This is a genomic window from Metasolibacillus fluoroglycofenilyticus (genome assembly GCF_003049645.1).
Lineage (GTDB): Bacteria > Bacillota > Bacilli > Bacillales_A > Planococcaceae > Metasolibacillus > Metasolibacillus fluoroglycofenilyticus.
Map to the genome: position 1 here is coordinate 983,600 of NZ_PYWK01000001.1, position 17,092 is coordinate 1,000,691.

Consider the following 17,092-nt stretch of genomic DNA (forward strand, 5'->3'; position numbering starts at 1 on the left):
AACTTGGTATTGGTCAATGCTATGTTAAGATAAAAGCAAATACCATATAAATGACAAGGGCGGGTGCTTACGTGAAACCAATTAATTTGCAAGATACGTTTTTAAACCAACTACGCAAAAATAATATATTTGTAACGGTCTTTTTATTAAACGGCTTTCAACTCAAAGGTTTAATAAAATCATATGATAATTTTACCGTATTGTTAGAAGTAGAAGGTAAGCAGCATTTGATTTATAAACATGCGATTTCCACATTTGCTCCAGCAAGTACTGTAGATATTACGAAAGAAGATGCATAATTCGATATTAATCATATATAATAGCGAATGAATGGATAAATCGGAGGTTTACTGCAATGAAAACAATGACAACAGAAGAACTAATTAATTTACTAGATGCAAACGAAGACTTACACATCCTTGATGTACGTGAAGACTTTGAAGTGGCAGAAGGAGTAATCCCCGGTGCGGTGCATATTCCACTTGGGGAAATCCCAAACAGCCTAGAGCAGCTTGACCAATCAGTACAATACATCGTTGTATGTAAAGGCGGTGTGCGCAGTGCAAATGCCTGTGAATACTTAGCAGAGCAGGGCTACGACGTAACAAATCTAGAGGGCGGCATGCTAGCCTATGATGGAGAATTAGAATTTAACTAAGTAGAGGCGTCCAAAAGGCCGTGCAGTTGCCGGCTTTTTGGACGCTTTTGGTGTTATTTTGGTAAAATGTTTGCCGATTAAAATAGAGAAGGCTTTCTTTGAAAAGGAGGAGGCTGTCTGAAAAGTATATTTTGCTTTGACGACGCATTGAAATAAAAGTTTTCATCTCTTCTCTTTTACTGAAGGGTAACACTGCTAAAGCCAGTGTTCGTCACACTTTCAAAAGAAACTTTCTCTATTTATATGAGTCAACACTTTTGTGAAATGTTGTCGCTACTGTCCAAAATGCCGGCTATGCACGGCTTTTTGGACAAACCCTTCCTAAGTAGAAGAGAAGATACGAAACTCTTACTCTGCGTTGCCAAAACAAAATGGTTTTATCCCGTATTAACAGGCTGTAAGACCCCCACTTCAAAACAACAGATAAAATCAAGATGTTTAAGTGGGGGATCCAACAGCCTGTAAAAACCCGATTGGTGAAACTACCAATCAGTGGGGGATGAAGAAAACCCCCACTGATTGAAGGTTCACTTTATCTGGCGAGAGCACTGAAAAACTATAAGAAAAGTATTTTTCGCAATATAAATCCTTTCTTTCCATCGAATTTAGCTACAAAAAAATCGATTTGTAACTCGTTTTGTAGGAAATTGATTTTTTCAGTGTCATTTTTTTATCATTCATTATAAATGAAATTGATAGCTCAAAAGTGGAAACCGCAAATACCTCAGCGAAAATCACAGATGACCTCGCAGAAACCGTAAATAAAAACTCTCGGATGTCTATTTATTTCACTGATAATTTTTTACGTGGTAAGCGCCAGCCGCGTAAATAAGATAAAATCCGCAAAGCAGTAACTGCTGCGAACATTACATATAAAAACAAATCGCCTGTAAAAATTTGAAGCCCAATAATTAAGCCAGCACTAGCTGCCCACATCGCGTAAATTTCATCGCGCAATACGGTTGGTTTACGACGTGCGAGCAAATCTCGCACGATGCCACCACCAGAACCAGTTAGCACCGCGGCAACAATAACTGCGCTAAGAGGGAGCTCTAATTTAACTGCAAACATCGCCCCTTGTACTGCAAAGGCAGCGAGACCAATCGCATCAGATAAATTGCCCCAGCGATTCCAATGTTTCATAAATCGATAGGGCACTAAGAAAAACAATGTAATTGCTGCAAGCGCAATTTGAAACATCATTTCTTGACTCCATAAAGTAGTTACCGGTAAGCCAATTAATAAATTGCGGATAGCTCCACCGCCGAATGCCGTTACAACGCCGAGTAAATAAACCCCGAACAAATCATACTCCTCTTCCATTGCAACAATGGCGCCAGACAATGCAAAGGCGATTGTCCCGATAATACTAAAAACTTCCCAAGCCATTTTCAAACTCCTTTAAACGTATGTAATAAATATTTTTAGTTAGCAAAATCGAGCATAACAATTAATGAAACAATAGTAAAGGGTAAATAGTTGACGTGATAAATATAGTTGATAAGATGGGAGAGGACTAAAAACTATCAATGAAAAATAAGGAGATACCTATGTTTACGTCAAATTTAACAGAACAAACATTAACGCTTGCTGCGCAAATTGAAAATAAAGTAGCAGCATTTCATAAACACGCAGACGAAAATGCTTTTTTTAATCAACAAAAGGTATTAGCGGCCTTTAAAGAAAATCAAGTATCTGATTATCATTTACAGCCCTCAAACGGTTACGGCTATGATGATGAAGGGCGTGATAATTTAGAGCGTGTATATGCTCAAGTATTCGGAGCAGAGGCGGCGATTGTACGACCGCAAATTATTTCAGGGACTCATGCCATTACACTTAGCTTATTCGGCGTTTTGCGTCCGGGTGACGAACTTCTGTATATTACAGGTAAGCCGTATGACACGCTTCAATCCATTGTTGATGGTGGCGATAAGGATACGGGCTCATTGAAGGATTTTGGCATTAAATATAGTCATATTGATTTAATTGATAATAAAGATATTGATTGGCATGGTGTGCGCCAAGCAGTAAATGAAAAAACAAAAATGATTGCGATTCAGCGTTCAAAGGGATATGCAAGCCGTCCATCGTTCACAGTTGCTGAAATTGGCGCAATGGTGGAGCAAATTCGTCTAGTTGCACCTCATGCAGTCATTTTTGTAGATAATTGCTATGGGGAATTTGTTGAACAGCTTGAACCGACAGAGGTTGGTGTTGATTTAATGGCGGGTTCCTTAATAAAAAATCCTGGTGCTGGGCTTGCGAAAATTGGTGGTTACATTGCAGGGCGTGCTGACTTAGTAGAAAAATGCGCGTATCGCATGACATCTCCGGGTATCGGTGCAGAGGCGGGTGCAACACTAAATACGTTAGCAGACTTTTACCAAGGCTTTTTCCTAGCGCCACATACTGTTGCCCAAGCATTAAAAGGAGCCATTTTCACTTCCGCTATGCTAGAGGAAATCGGCATGACAACATCGCCGCATTATAACGAACCACGTACAGATTTAATTCAATCCGTTTCATTCCAAACAGCCGAGCAAATGGTGGCATTTTGTCGTGAAATTCAAGCGGCATCTCCAATTAATGCCCACTTTGCTCCAGAGCCGGCTTATATGCCGGGCTATGAGGATGATGTAATTATGGCAGCAGGGACGTTTATTCAAGGTTCGAGTATTGAATTAACGGCGGATGGTCCGATTCGTCCACCATTTACAGCCTTTGTGCAAGGCGGTTTAACATATGAGCACGTGAAATATGCGATATGCAGTGCTGTTCAAAAATTAGTATAAGCAAGAAAGAGGCGTCTGAAAAAACATTTCGAGCCAAGGTTCGTTACAATACCCCATAAAACTGCCCGAAAAAGTATTGTTTTCGGGCAGTTTTTTTAGAAAAAAACCATGTGAGGTTTCCTTACATGAGCGTTGACATGAAAAAAAGAGAGGCGTATTATAAAAAACGGAGGTGAATTAAATGGGTAGTGAAATTCGACGAACTATGCCAGTGTTACCAATTAGCATTGTGATGCAGCTAACCGACTTAACAGCGCGCCAAATCCGCTATTATGAAGAGCACAATTTAATTCAACCACATCGCACAGAGGGAAATAGACGAATGTTTTCATTAAATGATGTTGATGTATTGTTAGAAATAAAAGAATTGCTTGAGCGAGGCACGAATATGGCAGGTATAAAAAAAGTATTCGAGAGAAAAAACCAGCTTACTTTAGAGCAAAAGGAAATTTCAGATCGTGAATTACGCCGTATTATGCGAGAGGAGATGCTCCAAGCACGTAGCATGCAAAAAACATCTATTCGTCAAGGGAATTTTTCGCGTTTTTATCAATAGGTGGGGATAAACTAATTTAGGAGAGTGGTACATTTGGGTAAGTACACAAAAGAAGACATTAAAAAACTGGTACATGAGCAAGAAGTAAAATTTATAAGATTACAGTTCACTGATATTTTAGGAACAATTAAAAATGTTGAAATTCCAGTTAGTCAATTAGATAAGGCGTTAGACAATAAGATGATGTTTGATGGCTCTTCAATAGAAGGCTTCGTGCGCATCGAGGAGTCAGATATGTATTTATTCCCTGACTATGATTCGTTTATGATTTTCCCATGGACTGCTGAAAAAGGGAAAGTAGCACGCTTTATTTGTGATATCGCAAACCCAGATGGTACACCTTTTGCTGGCGACCCACGCTCAAATTTAAAACGTGTATTAAAAGAAATGGAAGAAATGGGCTTCACTAATTTTAACTTAGGACCAGAGCCAGAGTTTTTCTTATTTAAGCTTGATCAAAGAGGCGAGCCTACTTTAGAGGTAAATGACCATGGAGGTTATTTTGATTTAGCACCAACCGATTTAGGTGAAAATTGTCGTCGTGACATTGTGCTTGAACTTGAGGGAATGGGCTTTGAAGTTGAAGCATCCCACCACGAAGTAGCACCGGGACAGCATGAAATCGATTTTAAATATGCTGATGCTATAAAAGCATGTGATAATATCCAAACGTTTAAATTAGTAGTTAAAACCATTGCCCGAAAGCATGGCTTACATGCAACGTTTATGCCAAAGCCACTATTTGGTGAAGCGGGTTCAGGCATGCACTTTAATGTTTCTTTATTTAAAGGAAATGAGAATGCCTTTTATGATGAAGAGACGACGCTTGGCTTATCCGAAACAGCGATGCAATTTATGGCAGGTGTGTTAGAGCATGTACAAGGCTTCACAGCGATAACAAACCCAACTGTTAACTCTTATAAACGTCTAGTACCAGGCTATGAAGCCCCTTGCTATGTTGCATGGTCAGCGCAAAACCGTTCACCATTAATTCGTATTCCATCATCACGTGGCATTTCAACACGTATAGAAGTACGTTCTGTCGACCCATCAGCGAATCCATACTTAGCAATGGCTGTTATTTTAGAAGCTGGTTTAGAAGGCATCCGTAAAAAAATGACACCACCAGCAGCGGTGAATCGCAATATTTATGTGATGACGGAGGAAGAGCGCCAAGCAAATGGCATTGTAAACCTACCGGCTGCATTAGACGATGCACTCACATTACTAGCAAAAGATACAGTTGTACAAAAAGCATTAGGCGAGCATATTTATGCAAACTTCAAAGAAGCGAAAGAAATCGAATTTGAAATGTATCGCTCCACTGTGCACCAGTGGGAGTTGGACCATTATTTGAAGTCTTATTAAATATAATTATGACTGTAGGGAAATAGATGCAATCCCTACAGTTTTTATATTTTAGCTAATTCAAACTGTTGATAAGAAGATAAATACCTGTAAAACTCAGAAGGATATATGTAAGTAGCTTGAAAGCCTTTTGATTAAGCCGTTTGAAAATAATTTGTCCAATAAACAGACCTAAAAATACAACAGGAATAGCGTAAATGCTCAATTGCCATATTAATTTACTAGTGCCGGTAAAGAGTATTTGCGTAATGAGACTAATAAAATATATAAATAGATAAAAAGCTAACGTAGTTGCTCTTAATTTTTCCTTTTTCGTATTAGTGCCTGTAAAGTACAATAATAACGGTGGACCAGGCATCCCGATACTTGTTGTTAAAAGACCTGATAATCCACCAACGAAGAAATCTCTAAGGGGGGTTGGCTTTACCGTAAAATTAAATATTAATAATAATGTTAACAGTAATAGCAGTATAGCAATTCCTATTTTAAAAGTATCAATGTCAATCGTAATAAAAAATAAAATACCAAAAGGTACACCAACTATACTTCCAATAACAAGTCTTTTTAAAATATCAAAATCAACGTTTTCTCTTATTTTCCATATTAAAGAAAGTGAAATAAATAGAGATATGATGATGTTTATTTGTATTGCTTCTTGAGGAAGAAATAACATCAATAAAAAAGGTGTTGCCATGATAGAAAATCCAAACCCAGTGCTTGTTTGTAAAATAGAAGCTACTAATATAATACATACAAAAAATATGATTGTTTCCAAATTGTCCTCCTTATGAAGCTATTGCATTCATTCGCTGTATCCTATATTGTCCTTTTGTAAAATCATCTATAACGGATTTAATTTATCCAAACACCCACTGAATCATAGGAACTCAGTCCAAAAATATCGCATGCTAAGATAACGACTGAGTGACCAACATTGTGTGGGCATAAGGCTTCACGGGTTTTGAAGAAATTACTCGCGCTTGCTCAAAAATTTAAAGCGGTGTTAGTCTTAGTGTAATTGAAGGCGACATTTCTTCATTGGTGGGAAATGAAAATGATAAACTATTTAATATATACGTTTATCCCGCATTAACGAGCAGTAAGACGCCCACTTCAAGACTTGAGTGAACATTCCCACTGATTGAAGTTTCACTTAATCTATAATTTATTGTACAATGAAAGGGTACTTAAGTAAAGAGAGTTAGTTCTCGTGTGTTGTCATTTTGTTAGGAAGGGGTGTAATAAAACTTGGACGTTAACTTTCAAGGCGTTGGTGAAAGAATTATAGCAAAAATCCGGGAGAGAAATTTAAAGCAAGTAGATGTTGCGAGGGCAACTGGTATTTCCAAAAATGCAATTAGCAATTATATTAGCGGCAATCGAATTCCTGATACAGAGGCAATCTATAAGCTAGCTAGCTTTTTCTCCGTGTCGATTGAATGGTTGTTAGTAGGAAAAGAATATTACCCGACCAAATCAGAAAATTTAATAGGTGCAGAAGATACCGCACAATCTGACGTAATCAATGTGGAAGATAAGGCAATGATTCAAAAGCTACTTTTGTTAAACGAAAGACAAAAAGGGAGGTTGGAAGAGCGAATTGATATGCTACTTTTGGAGGCAATGGGCGATGAAAATCCAACAATAGAGGACAATTAAGGAGGCAATTTGATGGATTATCAAGCAGTGATGCAGGAACTAGAGGCATTAGGAAAAGAGCGTACGAAAAAAATTTATTGCTCAAATGGTGCAACTGAGCCTGTTTTTGGCGTGGCGACTGGTGCAATGAAGCCAATGGCGAAAAAAATTAAAACGAATCAAGAACTTGCAGAGCAGTTATATGCGACAGGCAATTATGATGCGATGTATTTTGCAGGTGTGATTGCAGAGCCAAATACGATGACTGAGGCTGATTATGACCGTTGGATTGAGAAGGCCTATTTTTACATGCTGTCTGATTATGTTGTCGCTGTCACATTAGCGGAGGCCACTATTGCACAGCAAGTAGCAGATAAATGGATTGCAAGTGGTGAGGAGCTGAAAATGTCCGCGGGCTATAGCTGTTATTGCTGGCTACTTGGCAATCGTAAGGATGAGGAATTTTCGAAAAGTAAGCTTTTAACGATGTTAGAAGTCGTAAAGGAGACGATTCATCATGCACCAGAGCGAGCAAAATCTGCCATGAATAATTTTGTAACAACTGTCGGCGTGTCTTTTAAGCCGTTGCACGAGGAGGCACTTGCTATTGCAAAACAAATTGGTGTTGTTGAGATGAAGAGGGACAATAAAAAAAGCAGTATGTTAAACGCATTACAAAACATTGAAAAGGAGATAGAGAAAGACCGCATCGGTTTTAAACGTAAATATGTAAGGTGTTGACTTTGTAAAATTTGTTAAGTTCCTTGGATGTGCTTGTTTCTAGTTCACAAGTTGATTACACTAAAGTTAGGAACTAGAGGGAGGGCATATAATGAGAAAAAGTATCGCGATTGATATGGATCAAGTGTTAGCAAATTTTTATAAAAAACTGTGTAAAACAGTGAATGAAAATTTCAATACAAATTATACAGATGAAGAATTTATTGCAGGGACACGACGTGACTTACCTGAGGAACAGACTAGAAAGTTATATGAGTGCATGAATGAGCCACATTTCTTTGGCGACTTAGAAGTGCTGGATACAGATGCTATTGAAGTTGTACAAAAATTGCAGGAGGATTACGATATTTTTATTGCGACAGCAGCAATGGAAGTACCGGGCTCCTTTAATGCAAAATATGAATGGCTAGAGCGTCATTTCCCATTTATAAATAAGCAAAACATCGTATTTTGTGGGACAAAGGCAGTTATTCATACAGATTATTTAATTGACGATAGCCCTTATCAGTTAGAGGCATTTAAAGGAACAGGCATTTTATATTCAATGCCATACAATCTGTCAACAGAAGGCTTTATTCGCGTAAATAATTGGAAAGAGATTGAGGCATATTTCCAAAAACAATTAGTAAAATAGAGAAGAAAAAGTTGTCTGAAAGAGGGCTAGTGCGCCGCTTCCAGGCAATTTTTTTAATTAATTATACCTCGGTGTAATTGATAAAAGTGGCAAACAAGTAAAACTACCTCAGCTTTTCTTATCCTGAAAATCAATACTTTATACCTAATTAAAGCAATGCAAAATGATTGTAATACCAGATGTCACCATTCTGTACGACTATGCTAAAATAGAAAAAAGGCAAAAGGTAGGTGGGATGGATGGAGCGAGAGTGGCAAGAAAGGGTGGAAAAGCTAGAGCGGGAAGTACAGCAATTAACAAAGGAACTAGCTGAGCTAAAGCAGCAAAATAGACAGCAGCCTTCTACAATACGCCAGCTAGTGCCACAGTTTGAACGCAATGCTGTAGAGAAGCCAGCGCCTGAAGTGATTAGTGGGCTAGAAACAAAGGCTGTGCAGGAAAAACAGGGGGTAACACCGAAGCCGAAACGTTCCTTTGAGGAAAGAATAACGACTATTTTACCGAAAGTTTTTATGATTATTTTAGTGCTTGGTATATTATGGGGATTAAAATTAGCGAGTGATTTTGGACTTTTATCGGACACTTTGAAAGTATTTGCAGCATATATCGTGTCAATTGCAATTGGCATTTATGCATGGCGCTCTGAAAAGAACAAAGTAACACTTAGCCCAATGCTTGTCGCATTATATGGTGGCTCCTTTATAATCGGGATTTTAGCGACCGCAGCAGGTGCTATTTTATACGAAATATTCACTTTAACATTTGCACTTATTATTGCTGTACTATACGTTGCATACGGTATTGCGATTAGCTATTTGAAAGGAAGCGAGGCATTATCAAGCTTCGTTGTATTCACATCTTTATTATTACCATATTTATTGGAGTTTATGGATTTTAGTAAGCTATTTATTTTAATTTATGTTGTCCTTATTTTTATGGCAATGCAGCTTGTTATAATGAAGCATAATCAACATATTGCCCTCTATATCGGGATGTTTTTCTCATTGCTTGCAATACAAATTCTTTGGTTTACACAATTTAAGCAAACGCCGTATTTCGCAATGAGCTATATCGTTGTATTGGCGCTATTTTTAAAGAGCTGGTGGCAGTTATTTAAACAGAGTGAGAAGTGGAAGCTTCTGCAGCAAGGCGCGTTGTTTAGTATAAGTAGCTTTACCCTATTACTACTTAACCTCATTATTTTTGATGAGCCGTATCAAATTATTTATTTATTCATTGTGTTTACCCTCTATGCTTTAATGGCTTTTGTCGTATACAAAAATAATGAGCGTCAAGTTTTCGATATTAGCGCGACTATCGCAATGCTATTAACATTTAACATCGTACTTACATTTGATTTCGCAGCTGGCTATAGCAGGGTAGCTCTTGTTTTATCTGCCTTTGCAGGCATAATGCTAGCGATTCGCTTGCGTGCACCATTAATGAAAGTTACCTATACAGCATTGCTATTTCTGATGGCTTTTGCGTTATACTTCACAACCGATGTTCGACCTTTTTGGCATGTAGAAAATATCGCATTGCTTGTTTTAATTATCAGCATTGTTTCAGCTTATATTTATGCGAAAATGCCGAAGGAAGAGCCAACGCACTTTGAACAATTGATAGAAAAATATTATATAATTGATAGCATTGCAGCAGCTATTGTACTGTTTTTAATGCTTTATATGACGAAACTGGACTATGCTTATATTTCAACAGCACAGTACATTCCGTATATCGTCTTTAGTGTAACTGCTATTTCTATGCTTATAGCTTTCATTGTGAATCACCGCTGGATAGGCAATTTCGTACCAATTATTTTAATTGTTTGCTATTTAACGCAAGGCATTATATTGCTATCAACAGGGCTCGTAGATGATACGCAGATTTTCTTGCAGCTTGTAACGCGCGGCATCTTTATTTTAACACTGCTCGCACTACTTGCAGATTTATATGAAGAAGGACGCATTTATCAAAAATGGCAAAAGTTCATTGAAAAGTATATTGAAATATACATGATTTCTGGTATTTTCATCATCACACTTTATTTCATCAACCTTATTTCTTATTTAGAAATGATTGATGGATTCACGTGGGGTATTGCAATTATGCTAAAAACACTAACACTCTTCACTATCGCAAGCCTCACAATCATTATTGGCCGAAGGAAACAATGGAAAAAGGTTGCGGCAGCAGGCTTCATCCTATTGCTCATTGCGATATTAAAGCTTATTTTCTTCGACTTAGCAACATTAAATCTACTAATTCGTGCAATTCTCTTTATCGTCGTTGGTGCAGCAGGAATGCTGTTGTCGGGGAGATTGTTGAGGAAATAAGGGGGAGAGATTATACTATGTTTCCTACAGCCTCAGCTGTTTACAAATATGGGAGCCTTCTTGTAATGGATTATAGGCTTGTACTATCAAATTAAATTTAGCGATTAAATAAAAAAGCACAAGAAATCAATATTTCAATATTAATTTCTTGTGTTTTTACAATATAATGAATTTAGCTCTACCTTATAAACTTGTGTAGTATTAGTTTTCTGTCATAGAGCCTTCCTCAAGAGGTAATCTTTCTCCGTCGGGATTAGGTAAGTCCTCGAATTCATCAGATGGACCAACGCCTGGTGGAAGAGGAGGGAGATTTGAACCTTTATAAATTCTGCCATTACCAGTGAAATTAATGGAGTCAGCCACCACTGTTCCTTTAATTGAAGCACTTCCATCTATAATTAAATTAGCATTCGGTGCTATTACATGCTGTCCGGTTGTCGGGGTGCTACCTGAAAAAGTTATATTTCTACCTCCGGAAATAATATTACCAAAAACTTTAGAGCCACTGCCTAAAGACATATCGGCTGTGTAATTGATTAAAGAAGCATAAAACGGAGTTGCACCGTTTAAAATAAATTTATCTGTACCTATATAATTAAAATCCACTTTTGAAGGATTTTTAGTATTGGCATTAAAGCCAGTAGTAGAATTAAGAGCAGTAAATTTTTTTACATATAAATTTAATTTACCATTACCTATTACGTTTATCGTTCCGTAGTTCATATCAAAATCATCTACTAATAAATTGACATCATTATCACCAACATCAATAGTAATAGTCCGATTCGAATAAATTTTAATTGCTTTTAAGTAGGTATCCTCAGTTATTTTAAAGGTTACATTATCTCTTAACCATCCATATGGTTGAGAATCCTGTGTGGATAAGATACCGTTAGCTACTAGGTCAATATTGTTGTTATTTTTTACTACTGTATATTTCTGTAATGGCGTAATTTTAGATAGGTCTGTTGCTCTATCGCTTATACCATCTAAAAAAGCAGATGACAAAAAACTTTTCGGATCAATGGCAAGAGGTGGTGCTATATTTTTGGGATAGAACCATGCATTTGTTTGGGCTTGGCTTACAGGAATAATTGATTGTTTTGTACTATCCATATTAACATTTCCAGCTGCTGAACCATTTTCAGTAAGAATTTTTCCAGAATAATTGTTAAAGATAATATTTCCATTTTTTAATGCAGTATCTCCATGAATCTCTCCACTACTATTAAATACAATATCACCAGATGTTAAAACGGTATGATTTTCCCAACCACCAGGAATAGGAGAAGGGGGAAGTGGATTATTAGTTTCTTCCTTATCTTCGTCTCCATCCTCAAAACTTGCATATAATGAGGGTCTAAGTCGAATTTCCTGATCAACTATACGTTCTTTTGCACCATTAATTGAGCCAGTGGAAATGATTTTCACCTTAAATTCTGTACTAGAAGGTTGTAATTCAATAAATGCAACTTTTCCTGATGATATAGTAAATGATATATCGGAAAAATCTGCCTCATCAAATCTATTTTTTAAATATATTAAGTATTGATCCATAGCTAATTGCTTTGTTAATTTCGGTAATTTTTCAGTTTTACGTCTAGTATTTTCAGCTTCAATCCATAGAGTAATATCATTGATTGCTAAATCTTCAATTGTTCTTAATTTTAATTTAACTTCTTCTTTTGCTAAATTAATACCAGCCTCTGCAATATAAAACACAGCTTGGTCTGTGCGCTCGTAGTCCACTTGTTTTAGACTATTCGAAGATACACTTAATAATGAGACACCTAAAATTGAAATGATAACGATTAAAAATAGCGCAATTACTAGGGCGGAGCCGCGTTGATTATTTAGTTGCTTATTCATTTTGTCCCCCTCCTAATTGTGATTTCGGCGGTAGCAGTTTGCCCATCCTCACTTTTAATTATGATAGAGCCTGTGCTACTAATATCGAAACTATCTACGTTGAGTGCGACTATCTCTTGACCTATTGACGAGCTTCTTATAATTTGATTATTTTCTAGTTTATAAGTTGCAATTTCCGTATTGTTTAATAAGGTGAATTTATACAAAATCGTTTCGGGTGTTGTCGTATCATCTATTATAAAATCTTCACTTCTTCTAAAATCCTTCGTAATCATTTTTAAAGCATAAGAAAGCTCCTTAATATCACGATTATGTGTGCCCTGCTCTATTTGCTGCTTTGTAGCAGAGGTAACGAGGCTAATACTTAGCATCGACACGATAGCAAGGATAACAATGACAGCTAACACCTCAAACAATGTAAAGCCTTTACTATTTCGGAGTAGACGCATATTAGTTTCTCCCTCCTAGTCCTAGTATATAAACATTTTCCATTGTTGCTTTACTATTTGTGTTGTTTTCAACAACTTCAAGGTGAACATAGACAGCGTTTTTATAAGTGGAGTCTTCCTCAAATGTCTGTAATGTTAAATAATAAGTAAATTTCCCTTCTTCACGAGGTGAATAGGCATATATTTCATCAAGCTCGGGTAAAGAAGATATAGTTGCTCCAGGTTCTTCGCTTAACATGTAGCCTGTTGCAAGGCTTTCATAGGAGCTAGCACTACGACTGGCATTATAAATTTTCTCCATTTCTATTTGTGCTACATAGGTAGCATCCATAATATCGTTTGATTTATGAGTCGTTTTATTTGATTGAATAAGCAATGCAAAAAAGGAGATTAACACAATGCCTATTATTAAAAGAGCAGCAACAACTTCAATTAAAGACATGCCGTTGTTATTTTTTAGGTATTTTGTCAAAAGGCTCTCCTCCTTTTAAAATGATTTCATCATTTAGTTAGTGGTAGTAAAAAAGATATGCTTAAAAGATATAAATTTTGATTTTCATAGTTATTAATGTTTGGTGTTATGTTGGGAAATAATTATTATAATTTTTTAGTGAATCAAAATAACTAGTAAAATAAAGAGGTATTCAAAAGTAAATTGTAAATTATCTTTAATGCTATAAGTCTATATTATAGTTTAGCAAAAAAAAACGTTTGAAAATAAATAACTTTTAATTTCATTTATATATATGATGAAAAAAAGCTTAAAATTAGGTTAAACGTAATGTGAAAAAGTTAGAAGAATGATTCGAAAAGAACCCTCATTAGGTATATTTTCGTCTTTTTAATAGAAAAGTGAAGTGTTAATATTATTTTTTTGAAAAAAATAATGTAAAAGTCATGAAAAGTATTTTAATTTATTGAAAATAGGTCGAATAGTATATACAAAGGGGCTATTACTAGTGTATTCTAAAGGCAATAGATGGTAGGAGAAAATTGACTTTGAAAAATAAGTGAGGTGTTATGTGTGAGGATTAGTTTAAAAGTATGCCTTCTCGTGACTTCGGTAGTACTTCTTATCTATATGATTTATCCTACTAATTTATCCTACGCTGATTCAAATAGTGGACAATCCACAATCGGTGGAATAGTAGTAGATGATTTGAAAACGGATGATATTAGAGAAAAGGTGCAGGAAGCGGTCAATCAATGGACGAGTGAGCCGATTATCGTGTCGGGTGCTGGTACAACGCTTAGCTTCAATGCGGCAGCCATTCATTTTGATGTTGAAAGCACAATTGTCACATACGAGCAAATGACGAAAAAATCGTGGTTTTCATTTTGGAAGCCAAAGCGCATCGTACAGCTACCGCTACAAATTACGGTAAATGAAGCGTTGATGGCAGAAATTGAAAAAGTGAAAGTTTGGGAAGCTGATTCTACCTATCATAAGGTATTGGCACAGGCCACTAATTTGGCCTCTCATGAAATAGAAGCGGACGTTAAAAATTTAAACGCATATGACATTGAGCGTATCGCATTAGAAATTCAACCAATTCCAGAAGCGGCGGCGGGTCTATCTGATTTAGTACAAGCAATAAATGAGCAGCTGGTTATACCAGGACAACCCTTTTCTTTAGTGGAAGCATTAGGAGAAGAGAAAGACCGTGCTAATGGTGAAGCGTTAAATTTCATTGCATCGATGCTTTATAGCATTGCGTTAAAAACGAATAGTGAGATTTATGAAAGAGCATCCCAAAATAGCATACCCTCCTATTTGGAACCGGGCATAGAGGCGGCTATAACACGTAACGGTTCAAAGGATTTGAAATTTTTAAATACAACGGATTATGCAATAGAGTTAAAAATGACGCTTGAAGGCGACAATTTAAAAGCAGAGGCTTACGGTCCTAAAAATAGTCAAAATGTTGGTGTGCAAGTAACGAGAGATTACGAAATTTCTCCACGTGTTATTACACGCTATTCCAAAAATTTACCTGTAGGACAGGAGCAGCTTATCGAGGAAGGACGAGCAGGCTTGCGTGTTTCCGTAATGCGCTATAGCGCGGATGAGCCAGAGGGGGAGCTTATTAGTAAAGATTATTATGCACCAGCACATCGCGTTATTTTAAAGTCGACAAAGCAGCCGGAAGCTACATCAACTTCGGTGGACTATTCAGAGCAGAGCCCGGGGCAATCTTTGAGAGAAAAGCCGAAGCTTGATTTGAATGGCGATGGTTTAGCTGACTATGATAATGGGATAGGGCAACTCCCCACATTGCCACAGGATGAAAAGGATTTACCAGCAGGTAGCTATTACGATAAAGGAGGCAATTTAGTTACGCCTTAGAGGGAGGAAGAGTATAGCGTGAAGGGAACAGCTAGAAAACGTCTTGGAGATTTACTTGTCGAAGCAGGGGTTATTACAGATGAACAATTGAATCATGCACTCGAAACGAAAAATCGTGATGAGAAGCTTGGCGACTTCCTTATTAAAGAAAACTTTTTGACAGAGCAGCAATTAATTGAAGTGCTTGAATTTCAATTAGGTATTCCGCATATTCATCTAAATCAGTATGCTATAGAGCCGGAATTAATCAAGCTTGTGCCTGCTGAATTAGCAAAGCGCGCGAGCATTATGCCAATTCGACGTGATAAAAATAAATTGTTTATCGCGATGGCAGACCCGATGGATTATTTTGCAATCGAAGAAGTGCGCATGGCGACAGGCTGTCAAATTGAAGTGAGTATTGCCGCAAAAGACGATTTGTATCGCACAATTACAAAATATTATGATTTGCAGGAGTCGATGGAAGCAGCATTATCTGACTTAGGAGATGCAGCGACACGCGCGGAGGCGCAGCAGGAAATTACAGATGATGATTCGCCTATCGTACGTCTTGTTAACCAAATCATTGCTAACGGTGTTGCACAGCGCGCCTCAGATATTCATTTTGACCCACATGAAACGGAATTTCGCGTGCGCTATCGTGTAGACGGCGTATTACGGACAGAGCGCTCTTTACCAAAGCATATGCAAAATATTATTACTGCTCGTATTAAAATCATGGGCAACTTAAATATTACAGAAAACCGTATACCGCAGGATGGTCGCATTAAAATTCAAGTGAATTTTAAGCCCGTTGATATTCGTTTATCAACGCTTCCGGGAATTTACGGTGAAAAAATCGTGATGCGTTTGCTTGATTTAAGCAATGCACCAACTGATATTGACCAAATTGGTTTTACTGAGCAAAACGAAGCGCTTTTCCGCTCAATGATACAACGTCCAAATGGTATTGTTTTAATTACTGGTCCTACAGGTTCAGGAAAATCCAGCACATTATATGCGGCTCTTTCTAATTTGAATGATGAGGCAGTCAATATTATTACAGTGGAAGACCCAGTGGAATATCAGCTTGCAGGTATTAACCAAGTGCAAGTGAAAGAGGAAGTAGGACTCACTTTTGCAACAAGTCTTCGTTCGATTTTACGTCAAGACCCCGATATCGTGATGATTGGGGAAATACGAGATTTTGAAACAGCACAAATTGCGGTACGTGCTTCTTTAACAGGTCACTTGGTGCTTAGCACATTGCACACAAATAGCGCAGTTGAGTCTATTTCACGCTTGAAGGATATGGGGATTGAGCCGTTTTTAATTTCTTCCTCATTAGTTGGTGTGATGGCACAGCGTTTAGTGCGCAGAGTGTGTCGTGATTGCAAGCAGACGGTTGAAGCAACAGCGCGTGAAAAAGCCATTTTTGCAGAAAACGGTTTAACTGTAGCAACAGTTGCACGTGGACGCGGCTGCCCATCTTGTAGCAATACAGGCTACAGGGGGCGTATGGCGATTCATGAGCTACTTTTAGTAGACCGTCAACTAAAGGAACATATTTTAAACAGTCAAAATGTAAGTGTCATAGCAAATTATATGAAGGAAAAGGGCTATAACACATTGCTGAAGGACGGCTTACTAAAGGTGCTGGAAGGTGTAACAACAACTGAGGAAGTGCTACGAGTAGCAACTGTAGAGTAGGGGAGTGAGACG

The 17,092-nt window shown here is 37.4% G+C and carries 16 protein-coding genes; 11 read left to right on the forward strand and 5 right to left on the reverse strand.

Annotated features, from left to right (window positions below; genetic code table 11):
• The first annotated feature begins 71 nt into the window (after nucleotides 1-71).
• Together hfq and C9J36_RS04365 are read left to right on the forward strand one after the other, a co-directional pair.
• Complete coding sequence (hfq, locus tag C9J36_RS04360) at nucleotides 72-299, forward strand: RNA chaperone Hfq (protein ID WP_066171225.1); 228 nt, start codon at nucleotides 72-74, stop codon at nucleotides 297-299.
• 56 nt (nucleotides 300-355) lie between these two features.
• A complete protein-coding gene (locus tag C9J36_RS04365; RefSeq protein ID WP_107942324.1) occupies nucleotides 356-658 on the forward strand; it encodes a rhodanese-like domain-containing protein in 303 nt (100 codons plus the stop codon).
• Between the two features lie 783 nt (nucleotides 659-1,441).
• On the opposite strand, the gene C9J36_RS04370 is transcribed toward C9J36_RS04365, so the two are convergent.
• The gene (locus C9J36_RS04370; protein WP_066171219.1) at nucleotides 1,442-2,047 is read right to left on the reverse strand and encodes a trimeric intracellular cation channel family protein; all 606 of its coding nucleotides are present in this window, start codon (nucleotides 2,045-2,047) and stop codon (nucleotides 1,442-1,444) included.
• Between the two features lie 161 nt (nucleotides 2,048-2,208).
• Here C9J36_RS04370 and C9J36_RS04375 point away from each other — a divergent pair, with 161 nt between their 5' ends.
• From C9J36_RS04375 to glnA, 3 genes are all read left to right on the forward strand, one after another.
• The gene (locus C9J36_RS04375; protein WP_107942325.1) at nucleotides 2,209-3,453 is read left to right on the forward strand and encodes a methionine gamma-lyase family protein; all 1,245 of its coding nucleotides are present in this window, start codon (nucleotides 2,209-2,211) and stop codon (nucleotides 3,451-3,453) included.
• A gap of 181 nt (nucleotides 3,454-3,634) precedes the next feature.
• The gene (locus tag C9J36_RS04380; RefSeq protein WP_107942326.1) at nucleotides 3,635-4,009 is read left to right on the forward strand and encodes a MerR family transcriptional regulator; all 375 of its coding nucleotides are present in this window, start codon (nucleotides 3,635-3,637) and stop codon (nucleotides 4,007-4,009) included.
• 33 nt (nucleotides 4,010-4,042) lie between these two features.
• Nucleotides 4,043-5,377, forward strand: a complete 1,335-nt coding sequence (glnA, locus tag C9J36_RS04385) for a type I glutamate--ammonia ligase (RefSeq protein ID WP_107942327.1) — start codon at nucleotides 4,043-4,045, stop codon at nucleotides 5,375-5,377.
• 55 nt (nucleotides 5,378-5,432) lie between these two features.
• On the opposite strand, the gene C9J36_RS04390 is transcribed toward glnA, so the two are convergent.
• Entirely contained in the window at nucleotides 5,433-6,152 is a 720-nt protein-coding gene (locus tag C9J36_RS04390) for a sulfite exporter TauE/SafE family protein (RefSeq protein ID WP_107942328.1), read from the reverse strand.
• Between the two features lie 473 nt (nucleotides 6,153-6,625).
• On the opposite strand from C9J36_RS04390, the gene C9J36_RS04395 reads away from it, so the two are divergent.
• The 4 genes from C9J36_RS04395 (at nucleotide 6,626) to C9J36_RS04410 (ending at nucleotide 10,726) form a co-directional block, all read left to right on the forward strand.
• Nucleotides 6,626-7,036: a helix-turn-helix domain-containing protein gene (locus C9J36_RS04395; protein ID WP_107942329.1), complete on the forward strand. Its 411-nt coding sequence runs from the start codon at nucleotides 6,626-6,628 to the stop codon at nucleotides 7,034-7,036.
• A gap of 12 nt (nucleotides 7,037-7,048) precedes the next feature.
• On the forward strand, nucleotides 7,049-7,756 hold the full coding sequence (locus C9J36_RS04400; RefSeq protein ID WP_107942330.1) for a DNA alkylation repair protein: 708 nt from the start codon (nucleotides 7,049-7,051) through the stop codon (nucleotides 7,754-7,756).
• 91 nt (nucleotides 7,757-7,847) lie between these two features.
• Nucleotides 7,848-8,390: a 5' nucleotidase, NT5C type gene (locus C9J36_RS04405; RefSeq protein ID WP_066171198.1), complete on the forward strand. Its 543-nt coding sequence runs from the start codon at nucleotides 7,848-7,850 to the stop codon at nucleotides 8,388-8,390.
• 239 nt (nucleotides 8,391-8,629) lie between these two features.
• Nucleotides 8,630-10,726 (forward strand): DUF2339 domain-containing protein, encoded by a 2,097-nt coding sequence (locus C9J36_RS04410; RefSeq protein WP_107942331.1) that lies wholly within the window; start codon nucleotides 8,630-8,632, stop codon nucleotides 10,724-10,726.
• A 201-nt stretch (nucleotides 10,727-10,927) separates the two neighbouring features.
• On the opposite strand, the gene C9J36_RS04415 is transcribed toward C9J36_RS04410, so the two are convergent.
• Genes C9J36_RS04415 through C9J36_RS04425 form a run of 3 tightly spaced genes read right to left on the reverse strand, consistent with a single transcriptional unit; the run spans nucleotide 10,928 to nucleotide 13,516 of the window.
• A complete protein-coding gene (locus C9J36_RS04415) occupies nucleotides 10,928-12,595 on the reverse strand; it encodes a pilus assembly PilX N-terminal domain-containing protein (protein WP_107942332.1) in 1,668 nt (555 codons plus the stop codon).
• Complete coding sequence (locus C9J36_RS04420) at nucleotides 12,592-13,044, reverse strand: prepilin-type N-terminal cleavage/methylation domain-containing protein (protein WP_107942333.1); 453 nt, start codon at nucleotides 13,042-13,044, stop codon at nucleotides 12,592-12,594. The genes C9J36_RS04415 and C9J36_RS04420 overlap by 4 nt, the downstream gene beginning before the upstream one ends.
• 1 nt (nucleotide 13,045) lies before the next feature.
• On the reverse strand, nucleotides 13,046-13,516 hold the full coding sequence (locus C9J36_RS04425; protein ID WP_107942334.1) for a type IV pilus modification PilV family protein: 471 nt from the start codon (nucleotides 13,514-13,516) through the stop codon (nucleotides 13,046-13,048).
• Nucleotides 13,517-14,068: 552 nt separating this feature from the next.
• Between C9J36_RS04425 and C9J36_RS04430 the strand changes: the two genes are divergently transcribed.
• A complete protein-coding gene (locus tag C9J36_RS04430; RefSeq protein WP_153061588.1) occupies nucleotides 14,069-15,391 on the forward strand; it encodes a VanW family protein in 1,323 nt (440 codons plus the stop codon).
• Nucleotides 15,392-15,409: 18 nt separating this feature from the next.
• The gene (locus tag C9J36_RS04435; RefSeq protein ID WP_107942336.1) at nucleotides 15,410-17,080 is read left to right on the forward strand and encodes a GspE/PulE family protein; all 1,671 of its coding nucleotides are present in this window, start codon (nucleotides 15,410-15,412) and stop codon (nucleotides 17,078-17,080) included.
• Nucleotides 17,081-17,092 lie beyond the last annotated feature (12 nt).